At 51.7% G+C, this 17,543-nt stretch carries 13 protein-coding genes; 6 read left to right on the forward strand and 7 right to left on the reverse strand.

Annotated elements, in window-relative coordinates:
• Positions 1-503 precede the first annotated feature (503 nt).
• The 3 genes from pelA (at position 504) to pelZ (ending at position 4,930) form a co-directional block, all read left to right on the forward strand.
• Positions 504-1,628, forward strand: a complete 1,125-nt coding sequence (gene pelA / locus IG609_RS18265; RefSeq protein WP_102116849.1) for a pectate lyase PelA — start codon at positions 504-506, stop codon at positions 1,626-1,628.
• A gap of 709 nt (positions 1,629-2,337) precedes the next feature.
• Positions 2,338-3,462, forward strand: coding sequence for a pectate lyase PelC (pelC, locus tag IG609_RS18270; RefSeq protein WP_193398031.1), 1,125 nt, complete (start codon positions 2,338-2,340; stop codon positions 3,460-3,462).
• Positions 3,463-3,652: 190 nt separating this feature from the next.
• Positions 3,653-4,930: a pectate lyase PelZ gene (gene pelZ, locus IG609_RS18275; protein ID WP_193398032.1), complete on the forward strand. Its 1,278-nt coding sequence runs from the start codon at positions 3,653-3,655 to the stop codon at positions 4,928-4,930.
• 74 nt (positions 4,931-5,004) lie between these two features.
• Here pelZ and ppiA read toward each other — a convergent pair whose 3' ends face one another.
• The 7 genes from ppiA to IG609_RS18310 form a co-directional block, all read right to left on the reverse strand.
• Positions 5,005-5,589 carry a peptidylprolyl isomerase A gene (ppiA, locus tag IG609_RS18280; RefSeq protein ID WP_193398033.1) on the reverse strand — a complete coding sequence of 195 codons (585 nt, stop codon included), beginning with the start codon at positions 5,587-5,589 and terminating at the stop codon, positions 5,005-5,007.
• A 224-nt stretch (positions 5,590-5,813) separates the two neighbouring features.
• Positions 5,814-6,590, reverse strand: a complete 777-nt coding sequence (locus IG609_RS18285) for an ABC transporter ATP-binding protein (protein WP_193398068.1) — start codon at positions 6,588-6,590, stop codon at positions 5,814-5,816.
• A 44-nt stretch (positions 6,591-6,634) separates the two neighbouring features.
• Entirely contained in the window at positions 6,635-7,522 is an 888-nt protein-coding gene (locus tag IG609_RS18290) for an ABC transporter ATP-binding protein (protein ID WP_370463347.1), read from the reverse strand.
• Complete coding sequence (locus IG609_RS18295; RefSeq protein WP_193398069.1) at positions 7,494-8,375, reverse strand: ABC transporter permease; 882 nt, start codon at positions 8,373-8,375, stop codon at positions 7,494-7,496. The genes IG609_RS18290 and IG609_RS18295 overlap by 29 nt, the downstream gene beginning before the upstream one ends.
• Positions 8,376-8,413: 38 nt before the next feature.
• Positions 8,414-9,454 (reverse strand): ABC transporter permease, encoded by a 1,041-nt coding sequence (locus IG609_RS18300; protein WP_193398034.1) that lies wholly within the window; start codon positions 9,452-9,454, stop codon positions 8,414-8,416.
• A gap of 132 nt (positions 9,455-9,586) precedes the next feature.
• Positions 9,587-11,197 (reverse strand): ABC transporter substrate-binding protein, encoded by a 1,611-nt coding sequence (locus IG609_RS18305; protein WP_193398070.1) that lies wholly within the window; start codon positions 11,195-11,197, stop codon positions 9,587-9,589.
• Positions 11,198-11,298: 101 nt separating this feature from the next.
• Positions 11,299-12,453 carry a mandelate racemase family protein gene (locus tag IG609_RS18310; RefSeq protein ID WP_010297089.1) on the reverse strand — a complete coding sequence of 385 codons (1,155 nt, stop codon included), beginning with the start codon at positions 12,451-12,453 and terminating at the stop codon, positions 11,299-11,301.
• Positions 12,454-13,089: 636 nt separating this feature from the next.
• On the opposite strand from IG609_RS18310, the gene nirB reads away from it, so the two are divergent.
• From nirB to cysG, 3 genes are read left to right on the forward strand one after another with little or no spacing between them, the layout of a single operon-like run.
• Positions 13,090-15,660, forward strand: a complete 2,571-nt coding sequence (gene nirB / locus IG609_RS18315; RefSeq protein ID WP_193398035.1) for a nitrite reductase large subunit NirB — start codon at positions 13,090-13,092, stop codon at positions 15,658-15,660.
• Positions 15,657-16,025 carry a nitrite reductase small subunit NirD gene (gene nirD / locus IG609_RS18320; RefSeq protein ID WP_193398036.1) on the forward strand — a complete coding sequence of 123 codons (369 nt, stop codon included), beginning with the start codon at positions 15,657-15,659 and terminating at the stop codon, positions 16,023-16,025. The genes nirB and nirD overlap by 4 nt, the downstream gene beginning before the upstream one ends.
• Positions 16,026-16,051: 26 nt before the next feature.
• Complete coding sequence (gene cysG, locus IG609_RS18325; RefSeq protein ID WP_193398037.1) at positions 16,052-17,431, forward strand: siroheme synthase CysG; 1,380 nt, start codon at positions 16,052-16,054, stop codon at positions 17,429-17,431.
• Positions 17,432-17,543: the final 112 nt, after the last annotated feature.

Genomic DNA, 17,543 nt, shown 5'->3' on the forward strand with positions numbered 1-17,543 from the left:
ATTATATTCACTACATTAAATGATTACCATGAAATAATTTTTAACAAAAAAAATAATAACAACAAAAAACCATGAATTAATTGATTTTTTAAAAAAGAAAGAGGGAGACTAGGTAAAAAAACCGTTCCAGCAATATTTATTTTTAATTTTTGATGAAGATCACAATTGCTAAGAAAGCGAATAAACCACGCATGTTAGATGGATAAAAAATAAAGAATCCAGATTGGGAAAACACATATTAAAAAAACATAAGCAAATGAATTTAAATGATTTAAATGGAAATTAGTTTCTATTTAAAAGTAATAAACACAAATCCTCTCAGCTGTCCTCTGTTATTTAATTAATATATTTAACGCCCCATCTTGTATTGTTTGTTTTTTCTGTTAACACTTAGCTTGGCCTATAGACAAACCTTAATTTCATTTTTGTTGAAACTGCCTTTTATTACACAGGGTGTGTAGTGATCAATACCCAAAAAATTCTATGTCAAGGAGAGTACATACATGAAATACCTACTGCCTTCTGCAGCCGCTGGGCTGTTGCTGCTTGCTGCCCAACCGACAATGGCCGCAAATACGGGAGGTTATGCCACCACTGACGGCGGCGACGTTTCCGGTGCTGTGAAAAAAACCGCACGCTCTCTGCAAGAGATCGTCGATATCATTGAAGCCGCAAAAAAGGACTCAAGCGGTAAAGCGGTCAAAGGTGGCGCCTACCCGCTCGTTATTACTTATAACGGTAATGAAGATGCGCTAATCAAGGCCGCTGAAGCTAACATCTGCGGCCAATGGAGCAAAGATCCACGCGGTGTAGAAATCAAAGAGTTCACCAAAGGGATCACTATCCTCGGTACCAACGGTTCTTCCGCTAACTTCGGCATCTGGATGGTTAACTCTTCCAACGTTGTCGTGCGTAACATGCGCTTCGGCTATATGCCTGGCGGTGCAAAAGATGGCGATGCCATCCGTATTGATAACACGCCAAACGTTTGGATCGATCACAACGAGATCTTCGCCAAAAACTTCGAATGCGACGGTACACCAGACAACGACACCACCTTTGAATCAGCGGTTGATATCAAGAAAGCCTCAACCAACGTCACCGTGTCGTACAACTATATCCATGGCGTGAAAAAGGTAGGGTTGAGCGGTTCAAGCAACACGGATACGGGTCGTAACCTGACTTACCATCACAATATTTACAGCGATGTTAACTCACGTCTGCCGCTGCAACGTGGTGGTCAAGTGCATGCTTATAACAACCTGTATGATGGTATCAAAAGTTCAGGCTTTAACGTCCGTCAGAAAGGGATCGCACTGATCGAAAGTAACTGGTTCGAAAATGCACTCAACCCAGTGACGGCACGTAACGACGATTCCAACTTCGGTACTTGGGAACTCCGTAACAACAACATTGCCAGCCCATCTGATTTTGCTAAATACAACATCACCTGGGGTAAACCTTCTACACCGCATATCAATGCGGATGACTGGAAGAGCACTGGCAAGTTCCCAGCTGTCCCGTATAGCTACTCTCCAGTTTCTGCACAGTGCGTGAAGGATAAACTGGCGAGCTATGCCGGCGTAGGTAAAAACCTGGCGGTACTGACAGCAGCTAACTGCAAATAAACGCGATCAGGCTTTCCCTGTCGAATCAAGACAGGAAGCAATAAGCCTGGATATCCCGCTGCCGTGACTCTTCACACAGAAGCATGGTTCTACCCAAGCGAGCGCTAAAAGCTCGCTTGTTTTTTATGGAAGCTACGCATGAGAGTGGATAGGTATTCCTAAATAACATGCATAAGTTAAATATCATGCTAATTATTAATTATGTAAATTAATAGCTTGATTTATTAATGAAGAAAAACATCCTTTAATTAAGAATGAATCGATATAAATAACAACAGCTCATCAACACGCGATTAATTAATAACTTGATCGGCATCAACTATTTCTGACCCCATTTTCTCAACGAGGAATTTTACTTATTTATTGATGTCGCTCACAGTTATCACCTCTGTCAAATCGAATCCAACAACACGTAATAAAACGAAATATAATTTTATTTTTCATAAAATTCTCAACAGCTTGATTTTAGAAAAAATGAAAAAAATATTATCATTTAAAATAGGCACTTATTAGTCTTTGAGATTTCCACCGTTATTCACCCTATATATTTAATATCGAAATATTGAATTATTTTTCTTTTATGGTAAGAATTAATTGGGATTTCAATAAACCTTGATTTTATTTTTATTGAAACACCAAGACAATATAATCTGGGTTATGTGGATCATAAATGCCCAAACAAAAATTCTATTCCAAGGAGAGTACCCTAATGAAATACCTACTGCCTTCTGCAGCCGCTGGGCTGTTATTGCTTGCGGCCCAACCAACGATGGCGGCAAATACGGGGGGTTATGCCACCACTGATGGCGGTGACGTTGCTGGAGCTGTGAAAAAAACAGCACATTCCATGCAAGATATCGTTGATATCATCGAAGCCGCGAAGCTGGATTCCAAAGGTAAGAAAGTCAAAGGCGGCGCTTACCCGCTCGTCATCACCTATAACGGTAATGAAGATGCGTTGATCAACGCCGCTGAGGCTAACATCTGCGGCCAGTGGAGTAAGGATGCACGCGGTGTAGAAATCAAAGAGTTCACCAAAGGCATTACTATCATCGGAACCAACGGGTCTTCCGCTAACTTCGGGCTCTGGATGGTTAACTCTTCCAACGTTGTCGTGCGTAACATGCGTTTTGGTTACATGCCGGGCGGCGCGCAGGATGGTGATGCTATTCGTATCGACAACACGCCGAACGTCTGGATTGACCACAACGAGATCTTCGCGAAAAACTTTGAATGCGCAGGCACAAAAGACGGTGACACCACGTTCGAATCCGCGATTGATATCAAGAAAGCCTCAACCAACGTGACGGTGTCGTACAACTACATTCATGGCATCAAAAAAGTGGGTCTGAGCGGCTTCAGCAGCAGCGATACGGGCCGTGACCTGACTTACCATCACAATATTTACGACGACGTTAACGCTCGCCTCCCACTGCAACGTGGTGGTCAGGTTCATGCGTACAACAACCTGTACACCGGCATCACAGGTTCTGGTCTGAACGTGCGCCAGAAAGGGATTGCGCTGATCGAACGTAACTGGTTTGAGAATGCGAAAAACCCAGTGACCTCACGTTATGACGGTTCCAACTTCGGTACCTGGGAACTACGTAATAACAACGTCATGAGCCCAGCCGATTTCGCTAAGTACAACATAACCTGGGATAAAGATACCAAACCCTACGTGAATGCCGAAGACTGGAAAAGCACTGGCACATTCGCTTCTGTTCCTTACAGCTACTCTCCGGTTTCGGCACAGTGCGTGAAGGACAAACTGGCGAACTATGCTGGCGTGAACAAAAACCTTGCCGTGCTGACAGCAGCAAATTGCAACTAGTTGCAATGTGTAAAGCGTGAAAGGTAAATAAGCGAATTGCAGGCCCCGTCCCTCATTGTCCGGTGCTAACCGGACAATGAGGGACGGGGCCTGCAAGCGAGCTTAACGCACGTCGGTTTATCGTTCGGGCCGCACTTGAGCGAGTCCTAAGGGCTCGCTCATTTTTATCGTTAATATTCAAGGAAATGAAATGAAACGTTCTCTTCTGTTCGCCGCACTGTTCAGCACTGGATTCGTATTTAGCGTCGGCATACCGATGGCAAGCGCCGCCACACCGGCTGCACCAGAGTTGAAAGGATTCGGGACTGATACCGTGGCAGGCAGCGGTGGGCGCATTATTCGCGTCACCACGCTGGCCTCTTCCGGAGCAGGTTCACTCAGGGAAGCGCTGGCCGCTAAAGGGCCGCGCATTATCGTTTTTGAGGTTGGCGGCATTATCGACCTGAATAAAAGTGACCTTCGGTTAGCAGAACCGTTTGTCACCATTGCCGGTCAGACCGCTCCCTCTCCCGGTATCACCATCATTCGCGGCGGAATGGGGATCAGCACACATGATGTGCTGATGCAGCATATTCGTTTTCGCATCGGCGATGCCGGTACAGGTAAAAAAAGCGGCTTTGAACGCGATGTTTCCATCAACGGCAAAGATGCCTACAACGTGGTGATCGACCACAGTAGCTTTGCCTGGGGTACAGACGAGAACCTATCTATTTCCGGCCCGCGCTATGACGGGCCGCAGGGCACCGCACACCGTATCACGCTTTCGAATAATATCGTTGCTGAAGGCCTATACGATTCGGCTCACACCAAAGGTATTCACTCGATGGGGACGCTGGTTCACGATAACGTGACCGATGTGTCGATCGTGGGAAGCCTGTATGCGCACAACAACGAACGCAACGCTTGGTTCAAAGCGGGTTCCACAGGCGTCATGGTCAATAACCTGATCTACAACCCTGGCATCTGGGGCGTTCGCGTCGGTGGAGTAAAAGGGGAATGGGAAGGGAAAACCATGCCTGCCAGCCCACGCGTCTCCGTTGCAGGTAACGTGATGCACTACGGCGCCAATACCAAAGCCGGTTTAGGGCTCGTAGGAAGCAACAGCTCCGGCGATGTCTGGATGTCAGATAACCTCGCGTACGATGCCCAAGGAAAAGTGGCGCCGCAAACGTCAGGCAGCGGGATAAATTTACTCAAAGTGTCCCCTATTTGGCCTGCAGGCTTAACGGCATCACCGGCCAGCGCCGTCACCAATCAGGTGCTGCAAAGCGCGGGAGCGCGTCCTAAAGATCGCGATGCCGTCGATAAGCGTATCGTGGACAATTTCAAACAGAGGAAAGGTGGCTTCGTGAACAGCCAGGAAGACGTCGGCGGCTACCCTGTTGCCACCGCAACCTACCGTCAGTTGAATGTGCCGAGCACCGGCGTGGACGCGTGGCTACAGCAGATGGCCAACGCGCTGGAATAACGCGGTAGTCGAGACGTTAAGATCGCAAAAGGCCACATCAGTGGCCTTTTTCATATTCTCGTTTCTTTGCTTATCTATTTTGCCAATCCGGGCAGCACTTTCGCGGACTGAATCACGACTGGCGTAGTCGGCACGTTCTGGTAAGGCCCAACATTTTTCGTTGGCACCTGGGAGATCTTATCCACAACGTCCATGCCCTTCACGACTTTACCGAACACGGCGTAGCCAAAATCACGCTGGCCGTGATCGAGGAACGCATTGTCCGCGATGTTGATAAAGAACTGGCTGGTCGCACTGTCTTTATCAGACGTGCGCGCCATCGCAATCGTGCCGCGCTGGTTACGTAAACCGTTATCGGCTTCATTCTTGATCGGCGCATTCGTCGCTTTTTGGCTCATTTCGCCAGAAAAGCCGCCGCCCTGCACCATAAAGCCAGGGATCACACGGTGAAATGTCGTCCCGTTATAAAAACCGTTGTTAACGTACTCGACGAAATTTTTTACCGAAATCGGTGCCTTTTGATTATCTAAAGACAGTTCGATATTGCCCGCAGATGTCGTCAACAGCACACGCGTGGTGGCGTCGGAAGCCGCAAAGGCGGGAGAAAATGCCGTCAGTGAAATAAGGGCTGCCGCAGCAACCAGAGTACGTTTGAACATGAGAATTCCTTTTTGAAGAGGCCGACTACAGAAAGCGTAATGATTGTAAGTATCCACACCCTTCAACGCTACCCATTTACCTTTTTTTACGTATAAAAGTCTGTTCGTAACCAACTGTGAACGAAAACCTGTGCGTAAGATAAAAAAAGGGCCGATTGCTCGGCCCTCATAATGATGATTATCGCGCAGCGCGACGAGTCCATACGTACTTAGTCTATAAATACCTAGCCCATACGCTCCGAACGCACCGCCAGATCGCGGCTGTACTGACGGCTAGCGTCCACCAGCATGGCAGTATACGCGTCCTTAGGTACATCGCTGGTCAGGTCGTCGGTTTCCAACGTTTCCAGTATCTTCCCGTATTGCATCACCGCCACTTTATGGCACAGGTGGGAAATCACGCCCAAGTCGTGCGTCACCATCAGGTAGGTCAGCTTTTCCTGCTGCTGCAACTCCGTCAGCAGGTTAAGAATTTCCGCCTGCACCGACACATCCAGCGCCGACGTCGGCTCATCCAACAGCAGCACTCTCGGTTCCAGAATCAGCGCTCGGGCAATCGCCACACGCTGACGCTGTCCACCCGAAAGTTGGTGCGGATAGCGGCGACGAAAGTGCGTTCCCAGCCCCACCTTCTCCAGCAAGGTATCGATACGATCGTCACGATCGTCAAAGCGGTGGATCGACAGCGGCTCTTCCAGAATCGACTCCACGGTATGACGAGGATGCAGCGATCCATACGGATCCTGAAACACCATCTGCACCCGGCGACAGCGAGCCTGATCGATTCGGTGTGCCAGTTTCTTCCCGTCAATATGCAGCGTGCCTTCCCAATGATTAAAAAGCCCGGCCAGACACTTCAGCACCGTGGTTTTACCGGAACCCGATTCCCCTACCAGACCAAAGATATCGCCATCGTTGACGGTAAGGTTCACATCGTACAACACCTGATTCGCCGTGCTGCCCTGCCCAAAAGAGAGATTCAGGTTACTCACTTCGATCATCGGCTTGCGCTGACTCATTGCTTCAGTTGCCATGATTATCCCCTTTATCCATTGATCCAGGCTGGATCACGATTCATCACCGGCAAACGCGGGCGTCGATGATCGATATCCGGCAGCGAATTCAGCAACCCACGCGTATAAGGATGCTGCGCGTTGTCCAGATCGGCGGCAGCAATGGATTCCACGACGCGTCCGGCATACATCACCAGCACCCGATCGCAGAAGCTGCGTACCAGATTGATATCGTGACTGATGAAAATCAGCCCCAGACCGCGCTCGCTGACCAGATCGTCCAGCATTGCCAGCACCTGCAAACGCACGGACACATCCAGTGCGGAGGTCGGTTCATCGGCAATTACGATTTCAGGTTCGGTAATCAGCATCATCGCAATCATGATGCGCTGCCCCTGTCCACCCGAGATTTCATGAGGGTACAGATTGTAGACACGCTCTGGTTGACGAATACGTACCACGTCTAGCATCGCCATGACCTTTGCCTTCGCCTCACGGTGCGACACTTTATGGTGTGCCAGATACGCCTCGGCAATCTGATCGCCGACGCACACCACCGGATTCAGCGAATATTTTGGGTCCTGCATAATCATGGAGATACGCTTGCCGCGAATCTGACGCATCCGCGCCTCATCCGCTTTCAGCAGGTCGGTATCGCCAAAGCGCAGTTTGTCTGCCGTAATCCGCGCGCTGTGCGGATGCAGTTGCAGCAGCGCACGACCGACCGTCGATTTACCAGAGCCAGATTCGCCGACAATAGCCAGCTTTTCACAGCCAAGCCGGAAGGAGACGCCGCGCACGGCATCCGTCACGGCACCACGGTTCACGAAGCTTACCCGCAGATTTTCCACTTCCATCAGGGGCGAGCTTCCCGGCGCACGTTGAGAAGACTTATTCAGTTCTGGGATCGAGGATGTCACGTAGGCCGTCTCCAAGGAAGTTGAACGCCAGGCTGTTAATCAAAATCGCCAGCCCAGGAATAGTTACTAACCACCAGCACTCCATCATGTAACGACGACCCGCAGAGATCATCGCGCCCCATTCAGGATCGGGCGGCTGTGCCCCCAACCCCAGAAAGCCCAGACCCGCCGCTGTCAGAATGATGCCCGCCATATTCATGGTGATACGAATAATCACCGACGGCAGACACAGCGGCACAATGTGGTGCAGCAGGATGCGGATAGAGGATGCACCTTGCAGCTTCACGGCAGACACAAAATCCGCGTGACGCAGCGACAGCGTCTCCGCCCTTGCCAGACGGGCAATCGGCGGCCAGGCCGTCAGCGTAATCGCGATCACAACATGCTCCAGACCTGGGCCAAGTGCCGCAACGAACGCCAGTGCCAACACCAGGCTAGGGAACGAAATGAAGATATCGGTAATACGCATCAGGATGGTATCGACGATCCCGCCGTAATACCCGGCCACCACGCCCAGCGCCAGCCCGATAGGCCCAACGGTTACCGACACCAGCGCAACGATATACAGCGTGATGCGTGAACCATAGACCAGACGGCTAAACACATCACGCCCAAACTCATCGGTGCCAAAGTAATGCGCCGCACTCGGGGCCTGTAATGCATTAGCCAAGTCCTGTGCCAGCGGATCGTGCGTGGCGATCCACGGGGCAAAAATGGCGACCAGAATCAACATCAGCACAATCGCAGAACCAATCGCGGTCAGCGGATTACGCAGCATCGTCAAGAGAAACCCGCCGATTCGCGCACAACGTAGCCGCAGGCGGCTCACCCGTTTTTCCGGCGGTGTTCGCATTACCGATTCACGACTGACCGACGGCTCAGAGGAAATATTCATGCGTTCGTCCTCGGATCAAAGATTTGATACAACATGTCCGACAGCAGGTTAAGCGTCACGAAGATCAACCCGACTAGCAGCACACATCCCATAACCGCATTCATATCCCCCAGCAGCAGGCTGCCTGTCAGATAGGAACCAAAGCCAGGCCATGAGAAGACCGTTTCGATCAGTACCGCCCCTTCCAGCAGCGAGCCATACGCCAGCGCCACCACCGTCAGAAGCTGAACCAGAATATTGCGAAACGCGTGCGCCCAGACAACACGGAACTCAGACAACCCTTTCACTCGCGCGGTAATGATGTATTCCTGCGAAAGCTGCGCCAGCATGAAGCTACGCGTCATACGGCTGATATAGGCAAGCGAGTGGAAACCGAGAATCGTGGCGGGCAACACCAGATGGTTCAGCGCGCTGCGGAACACTTCCCACTCACCCGCCAGTAGCGAATCCACCAGCAGCAGGCCGGTACGGTTCTCCACCAGACCGTCGTAGGCCATATCAACCCGTCCGGCACCGCCCACCCAGTTCAGCCAGGCGTAGAACACCAACAGCCCCATCATCCCGACCCAGAATATCGGCGTGGAATAACCGGCCAGACTGATAAAACGCACCACATAATCCGCCCACTTGCCGCGTCGCGCCGCAGCCAGCACGCCTAATGGCACGCCCAGACCGGCACCCACGATAATCGCCATCGTTGCCAACTCAACGGTCGCTGGGAAAACGCGAATAATGTCATCCATAACCGGCCGCCCGGTCAGGAGCGCATTGCCCAGATCTCCATGCATCAGCGAATTGAAGTAAATAAAGAACTGCACATACAGCGGCTTATCCAACCCCAGCTGTTGGTAAACCTGTTGATAGGTACTTTGGTCGGCATCCTGTCCGACAATAGCCAGGACGGGATCGATTGGCATCACACGGCCGATCACGAAGGTCAGGATTAATAACCCGAACAGCGTGACGACGACCTGAAACAGACGTTTTGCCAAACGACGCAGTACTCCACCCGGCTTGATCCAATCAGAGAAAACCATGTTCTTTCTCCTGATATCCCGGTGAGCGGCGACAGCAAACCACCACTCACGCGGTTATCTCTTTTTAACGTATCTGATCGGGATGATTAGCCGGGAACGTATCGGCTAATCATCCGGTTTAACGTGTGGACACTAGCGCTGCTTATACACCTCACGCAGATGCGTCGTAGAAGACGGATGTGGCACATAGCCTTTCACGTCCTTACGCAACACCACAGAATCGATCATCTGCGACACCGGAATGATGGCCGGGAACAGTTCTTCATAGCGATTCTGCGCGTTGATATACATTTGCTTCTGTTTCTGAGGATCTTTCTCCAACAGCGCCTGATCGATCATGTCGTTCAGAGGCTTGTCGTAGAAAGACGTGCGCCAGCCTTGGAAGTTGGTCAGTTTGGCTTCGTCGCTGTTATCCGGGTTATAGACAACAGAACGCAGGCTGGAGTGAGGATGCGGATCGACGCCGCCACCGCCGCGGCCGACTAGCATATCGAAGTTACGATCGCGCATCGCGCCGTAAACCTGATTACCAGTGCCGGAGATGATTTTGGCTTTGATGCCCGCCTGTGCCAGCGTGGACTGTACCGACGTCGCCAGATTCAGGAACGGCTGATCGGACAGGACGCGCAGCGTGGTTTCAAATCCATTCGGGTAGCCCGCTTCAGCCAGCAGTGCTTTAGCTCGTGGCACGTCTAGCTTGTAGCCAGGATCCGGCAGCGTCGCATCCATTCCTTTCTGGATAGGGCGCTGATGATAGAAACCATAGCCAGGCATCACCGTCTTATTCACGCCATCGTAATCGATCAGGTAACGAACCGCTTCGCGCACTTTCGGTTTAGCGAAGTACTCGTTTTTCAGGCTCATGGCAACATAGTACAGCGTGCCTTTTTTCACCTCATCAACCACAACGTCCTTATCTTGTTTCAATGCATTGATATCCGGCACCGACATCCCAGAGGCAACATCAATATCGCCTTTTTCAATCATCAGGCGCAGCGCCTGTGACTCAGTCATGTGACGGAAAATCACGCGACGCATTTTCGCATCGCCCTGCCAGTTGTTCTCAACTTTGCTGATGCGCAGCACGTCTTTCGCCTGCCATACGTCCAGCTTGAACGGGCCGGAACCGGCTTCGTTCGTGGTCAGCCAGCCGTTACCCCAGTCGCCGTTTTTCTCATGCTGCATGACCGTTTTGCTATCCAGCACCGAGCCGCTACCCAGCGTCGCCAGCGAGTAGATCACCAGTTTTGGATCGTTCGGTTTTGGCAGTTCGATTTCAACGGTGTGCGCGTCTTTGGCGCGGATCATTTTCTCCACGTTTTCCGCGGTGAAGCCGTAGGATTTCCACGTCGTGGCCTGTGCCATGTTGAGGTTAAGCAGACGCTTCATCGACCAGGCGAAGTCTTGCGCCGTTACGGGGTTACCGGAATGGAATTTGGCATTATCCACCAGATTGAAGGTAATGACCTTACCATCATCACTGACGCTCCAGCTTTTCGCCAGAGAAGGCTGGATGTTACTCAGGTTGGCGGGATCCAGCACCACCAGCGAGTCATAGAGGTTGACGATAATGCCCACCACTTCGTTACCGGTCATGGCGGCCGGATCGAGTGAGAGCATGTTGTTCATGTTCATCCCCACGATCAGCTGATCGTCAGGGGTTTTTGCCGATAGAATGGCCGGCGTAGCGGCCATGCAGAGTGAACTTAACAGCAAGGTACGGAGTATTGCGCGTGCTTTCATCATTATTCTCCAGGTGTGGGAGCATGGAAGACGACAACTTTTTATTTTTTAGGTAAGGCTATCTTTCAGATCGAACAAAACTATTCATATAGAACACAACGCTATTCTTTACTTAGGGTATGCTCCTCAATCCAGTCAAAATTAATATCTTCTCCCAGCCCTGGACGTTGCGGCAGATGCACAAAGCCCTCGTTGTCCATTGGATCGACAATCGAATTCAGATAAGCAGCAGGTTCGTCATAATCGAGGAAAGGATGCAGCAGCCCGCGCTCATACCAGCGGCAGTTTTTGATCGCACCCACGACGTTGAGGTTTGGTGCACCGTTACCGTGAACTTCGCAATCCATACCGAAGGATTCCGCCAGGCTCGCGACTTTCATACACGGCCAGAGACCGCCCACGCCTTGCACGCCCGCGCGTAAAATGTCGCATGCGCCTTCTTTAACCCAGTCAGCACGGCTGAAGTATTTGCCTGACAGACTTTCTGGCCCGATCACATCGATATCCAGGCTCTTGGTCAGCCAACTGTAAGACGCCATGCTCTGTTCTTCCATCGGCTCTTCAAACCAGGTGAAATCGAGCTTTTGCAGTTCACGGCCGATGTACAGTGCATCGCTACGGCTGTACCAGTGGTAACCATCCAGCATCAGGCAGATATCTGGACCGACCGCTTCACGGACTGCCGCACAGGCTTGTACGTCAATCTTCGGGCTAGGCGCGAACGACACCGGTGGCATCCAGGTATGCAACTTGATGGCTTTATAGCCGCGCTGCACCAGCTTTTCTGCGAACTGGCCGTATTCCTCTGGCGTAGACAAACCACCTTCCAGCTCGTCACCACACATGGTGCTGCCGTAAGCAGGGACTTTCTCACGATAGCCGCCGAGCAGCTTATGGACTGGCATGTTGAGCACACGACCTTGTAGATCCCACAGTGCGGATTCCACAATCGACAGCGCGCGGTCGGTCAGTTGGTTGGCGCTACCGCGCTGCCAGTGCACCAGATCTTGCCACAGGCGCTCACGGTCGAACGGGTTTTGCCCAATCAACACTTTGCGGAAGAAAGCATTAACGATATGAGGACGAATCACTTCCGGCGGCGCGAAAGCGTAGCCTTTTTGGCCGTCATCTGCCGTGATGGTTAACAGTGCCATCTTGGCCTGATTTTCAGGTCCCGGGTGTGAATGACCCGCACTGTCGGAAACCCGGCGTGTGGGATAAGTGAAGACGGTGACATCAATTGATTCTATTTTCACGTTGTTACCTGCCTTGATGTTTAACACAACTCATGTACAAGATTGACGAATGTAAGCCGTATAAATAATTAAAGAATAACTCCACTGACTGTGTTGGCCTTGTCGCTAAAAAACACTGCTATTTTTCTGGTACGACCTTATAAATCGATCAATGTCACAGAAAAGGAATCGCGTGCTGATTAAAAAAAAATGCTGTTTTATTTTCAATTATTAAGGTTGTGACGCCGTTAGTCATTAGGCAATTTCTTCCATATGATGAAATTATGTCACCGATAATTGTGCAATTGCACACAACCTTGTGAGCATTATCACCAGAATATTTCATATCCTTACTAAACAAATGGATAATCCCTTAGTTTTATTTTTAACCGCTCAGGAACGTGAATGATTGACGAGGGGGACGATTACTCTGATCGCGGATTGCCCGCTAACCAGTCGGCTTCTGACCAAAAGCGTGCTATAGATCTCATTTTTGCCCGCCACTAAAACTCCATAAAAAACCAATACTTAATAAAAAATAAGTAAAATCATAAACATACTCATAAAGTAGTATATAAAAGACTATTTGATGTACATCAATAAGCGCCCAGTGTGGAGCGATAAGGTAACCTCAGAAGAAGCAATTTTGAGGCAAAAATGAACAAAGTCAGACTCGCTGTTATCGGTAACGGGATGGTTGGCCACCGTTTTATCGAAGAGTTGCTGGATAAGGCTCCAACGTCCACCTACGATATTACCGTTTTTTGTGAAGAACCCCGCGTCGCCTACGATCGTGTCCACCTCTCTTCTTACTTCGCACACCACACGGTAGAAGAGCTCTCTTTAGTACGCGAAGGCTACTACGAAAAAAATGGCGTTAACATCCTGCTCGGTGAACGCGCCATCACCATCAACCGCAGTGAAAAAGCCATTCACTCTAATTCCGGCCGTACCGTGTATTACGACAAGCTCATCATGGCCACCGGCTCTTATCCGTGGATCCCGTCAATCAAAGGATCAAACGGGCAAGACTGTTTCGTCTACCGCACCATTGAAGATCTCAACGCCATCGAAAACTGCGCCCGCCGTAGCAAACGCGGCGCGGTGATCGGCGGGGGTCTGTTAGGTCTGGAAGCGGCTGGCGCGCTGAAACACCTTGGAGTGGAAACGCACGTCATTGAGTTCGCCCCGGTGCTCATGGCCGAACAGTTGGATGCACAGGGCGGCGCCCTGCTGCAACGCAAGATTGAAAACATGGGTGTGCGAGTGCACACCAGCAAGAATACTCAGGCTATTCAGCATTCCGGTCTGGAAAACCGCAAGACGATGGTGTTTGCCGACGGCAGCACGCTGGAAGTCGACTTCATCGTGTTCTCGACCGGTATCCGCGCACAGGACAAACTGGCGCGTCAGTGTGCGCTGGAAATCGGCCCACGCGGCGGTATCGCGATTAACGACAGGTGCCAAACCTCCGATCCGGACGTCTACGCCATTGGCGAATGTGCCGCCTGGCAGGGCCGGCCATTTGGTCTCGTCGCCCCCGGCTACAAGATGGCGCAGGTTGCCGTCGACCACCTGTTAGGGCATGAAAACCGATTCCAGGGTGCCGATATGAGCGCCAAGCTCAAGCTGATGGGCGTCGATGTCGGCGGGATTGGTGACGCACACGGCCATACGCCGGGTTCTCGTAGCTACATGTGGCTGGATGAAAATAAAGAAACCTACAAACGACTGATCGTCAGCGCCGACAATAAAACGCTGCTCGGTGCTGTGCTGGTCGGCGACACGCGGGATTACGGCAACCTGCTGCAATTCATGCTGAACAAAATCCCGCTGCCGGATTCTCCTGAAGCGCTGATTCTTCCTGCGTCCGCTGGCAGTGCGAAACCGACGCTGGGTGTCGATGCGCTGCCAGAAAGTGCGCAAATCTGCTCCTGCTTCGACGTGTCCAAAGGCGACATCATCAAAGCGATTAACGGCGGCTGTCATACCGTCGCGGCGCTTAAGGAAACCACCAAAGCCGGTACGGGCTGCGGCGGCTGTATCCCACTGCTTACGCAGGTGTTGAACGCGGAACTCAGCAAACAGGGGATCGAAGTCAATAATCACCTGTGTGAACACTTCGCCTATTCGCGTCAGGAGCTGTACCACCTGATCCAAATCGAAAAAATCAAAACGTTCGATCAACTGCTGGAGAAACACGGTTCAGGCTACGGCTGTGAGGTCTGTAAGCCGACCGTGGCGTCCCTGCTGGCTTCCTGCTGGAACGAGTACGTGCTCAAACCGCAGCACACGCCGTTGCAGGATTCCAACGATAACTTCCTCGGCAATATCCAGAAAGACGGCACCTACTCCGTGATCCCACGCTCCGCAGGCGGGGAAATCACGCCGGATGGCCTGATCGCCATTGGTCGCATCGCGAAGCAATATAACCTGTACACCAAAATGACCGGCTCTCAGCGCATGGCGCTATTCGGCGTACAGAAAGACGACCTGCCTGACGTATGGTCTCAGCTCATCGAAGCCGGGTTTGAAACTGGCCACGCTTACGCCAAGGCATTACGTATGGCAAAAACCTGCGTCGGCAGCACCTGGTGCCGCTTTGGCGTCGGCGACAGCGTAGGCTTTGGCGTCGAGCTGGAAAACCGCTACAAAGGCATCCGCACGCCGCACAAAATGAAATTTGGCGTCTCCGGCTGTACACGGGAATGTGCAGAAGCACAGGGTAAAGACGTGGGGATTATCGCCACCGAAAAAGGCTGGAACCTCTATGTATGCGGCAACGGCGGGATGAAGCCGCGACACGCCGACCTGCTGGCCGCTGACTTAGACCGCGAAACGGTAGTCCGCTATCTGGACCGCTTCATGATGTTCTACATTCGCACGGCCGATAAGCTTCAGCGTACGTCCGTCTGGCTGGATAATCTCGAAGGCGGCATCGACTATCTGCGTAACGTGATTGTGAAAGACAAACTGGGTATTAACGATCGGCTTGAAGCGGATATCGCACGGCTGCGAGAAGGCTACGCCTGCGAATGGCAGGCGACGCTGGACGATCCGGAAGCACAGAAACGCTTTGCCCACTTCATTAACAGTCCGGTACGTGACCCGAATGTGCAAATGGTGAGTGAACGTCAACAACACCGTCCGGCACGCCCTGCCGAGCGTATTCCGGTGAAACACATTGATCAGATAAAAAATAGCGAACTAGCGGAGGAAAACGCATGAGCCAGTGGACGACCGTATGTAAATTAGACGACATCCTGCCCGGCACTGGCGTGTGTGCGCTCGTCGAGCAGCAACAGATTGCCGTGTTCCGCCCACGTAACGATGAGCAGGTTTACGCCATCAGCAATATCGACCCGTTCGCGCAGGCGAGCGTATTAAGTCGCGGGATAGTGGGCGAGCATCAGGACGAGCTTTGGGTGGCAAGCCCATTGAAAAAACAGCATTTCCGCCTTTATGATGGCTTCTGTCTGGAGGATGGAGCCTATTCTGTTGCAGCTTATGATACTCAGGTAACCAACGGTAATGTGCAAATATCCATCGCAGACCGTGACATCGCGGTTGATAATAGCCAACCATTACCCTAATAACCTGAGCTTTCAAGAGGCGTTACATGGATTACCTGCCAATATTCTGTCAGTTGCACGATAAACCTTGTCTATTGGTAGGAGGGGGGGAAATAGCCGAGCGCAAAGCCCGGCTATTGCTGGATGCTGGCGCAGTGATTACCGTCAATGCGCTCGATTTTAACGATCAATTTCGGGCGTGGGAGCAGGATGCTCAATTAACGCTGGTACAAGGCACCTTCGATCCCACGTTACTGGACGCGGTGTGGCTGGTGATTGCCGCCACTGACGATCAGGACGTCAATAACCATGTCTATGCCAGCGCCAGTGAGCGCCGGATTTTCTGTAACGTGGTGGATTCACCAGAACGCGCCAGCTTCATTATGCCGTCGATCATTGATCGTTCACCGCTGATGGTCGCGGTGTCTTCTGGCGGTGCAGCTCCGGTATTGGCTCGTCTACTGCGGGAAAAACTGGAGAGTATTCTGCCGCAAAATCTCGGTAAGCTGGCGACATACGCAGGCGAGTTGCGCAGTCGGGTCAAAAGCCGGTTCCGCAATACGAGCGCGCGCCGCCGTTTCTGGGAAAAGCTCTTCGTACACGACAGGCTGGCGCAGGCGCTGGCCAATGACAATAGCCAGAGCGTTAACCAACTGACCGAACTGCTTTTCTCCGCGCCGCTCGATGACCGAGGTGAGGTGACGCTGGTCGGCGCCGGACCGGGCGATGCGGGATTACTGACGTTGAAAGGCCTACAGCATCTTCAGCAGGCCGACATCGTCGTTTACGATCGGCTGGTGTCGAAAGAAATACTCAACCTGTCACGCCGTGACGCCGAGCGAGTTTTCGTCGGCAAAGCGTCTGGCTATCACAGCATTCCTCAGGATCACATCAATCAACTGCTGGAAGAAAAGGCACGCGCCGGTCATCGGGTCGTTAGGCTGAAAGGCGGTGACCCCTTTATCTTCGGCCGTGGAGCCGAAGAGCTGGAGCACCTGCAACAGGCAGGAATACCGTTCTCCGTCGTGCCCGGAATTACGGCCGCGTCGGGCTGTTCAGCCTACAGCGGTATCCCGCTCACCCATCGCGATCACTCACAGGGCGTAAGGCTGATCACCGGACACGTCAAGCATGATACCGATCTAGACTGGTCTAGCCTCGCAGCGGAAAAACAAACGCTGGTGTTTTACATGGGGCTTCAGCAGGCTGAGCACATTCAAAGTAAGCTCATCGAACAGCGGTTACCGGAAACCGTGCCTGTCGCGATTATCGAAAACGGCACCTCAACCAAACAGCGCGTTCTGACTGGACAGCTCTCCCAACTGAGCGAATTAGCACAACAAGCCAGCAGCCCGAGTTTGATCATCATCGGCAACGTTGTCGGGCTGCGGGAAAAATTGAGCTGGTTCGCTGACCAGACAGCATAATCCTCTCCTTACTACCCTACTCACCCGCTATCCGCTCTACCGGATAGCGGTTATGCACCATCATAATGCAACGCCCCGTCAAATAGCATAACAATGCACTATTTTGAACATA

It is taken from the genome of Pectobacterium quasiaquaticum (assembly GCF_014946775.2).
In the GTDB taxonomy this organism is placed as follows: domain Bacteria; phylum Pseudomonadota; class Gammaproteobacteria; order Enterobacterales; family Enterobacteriaceae; genus Pectobacterium; species Pectobacterium aquaticum.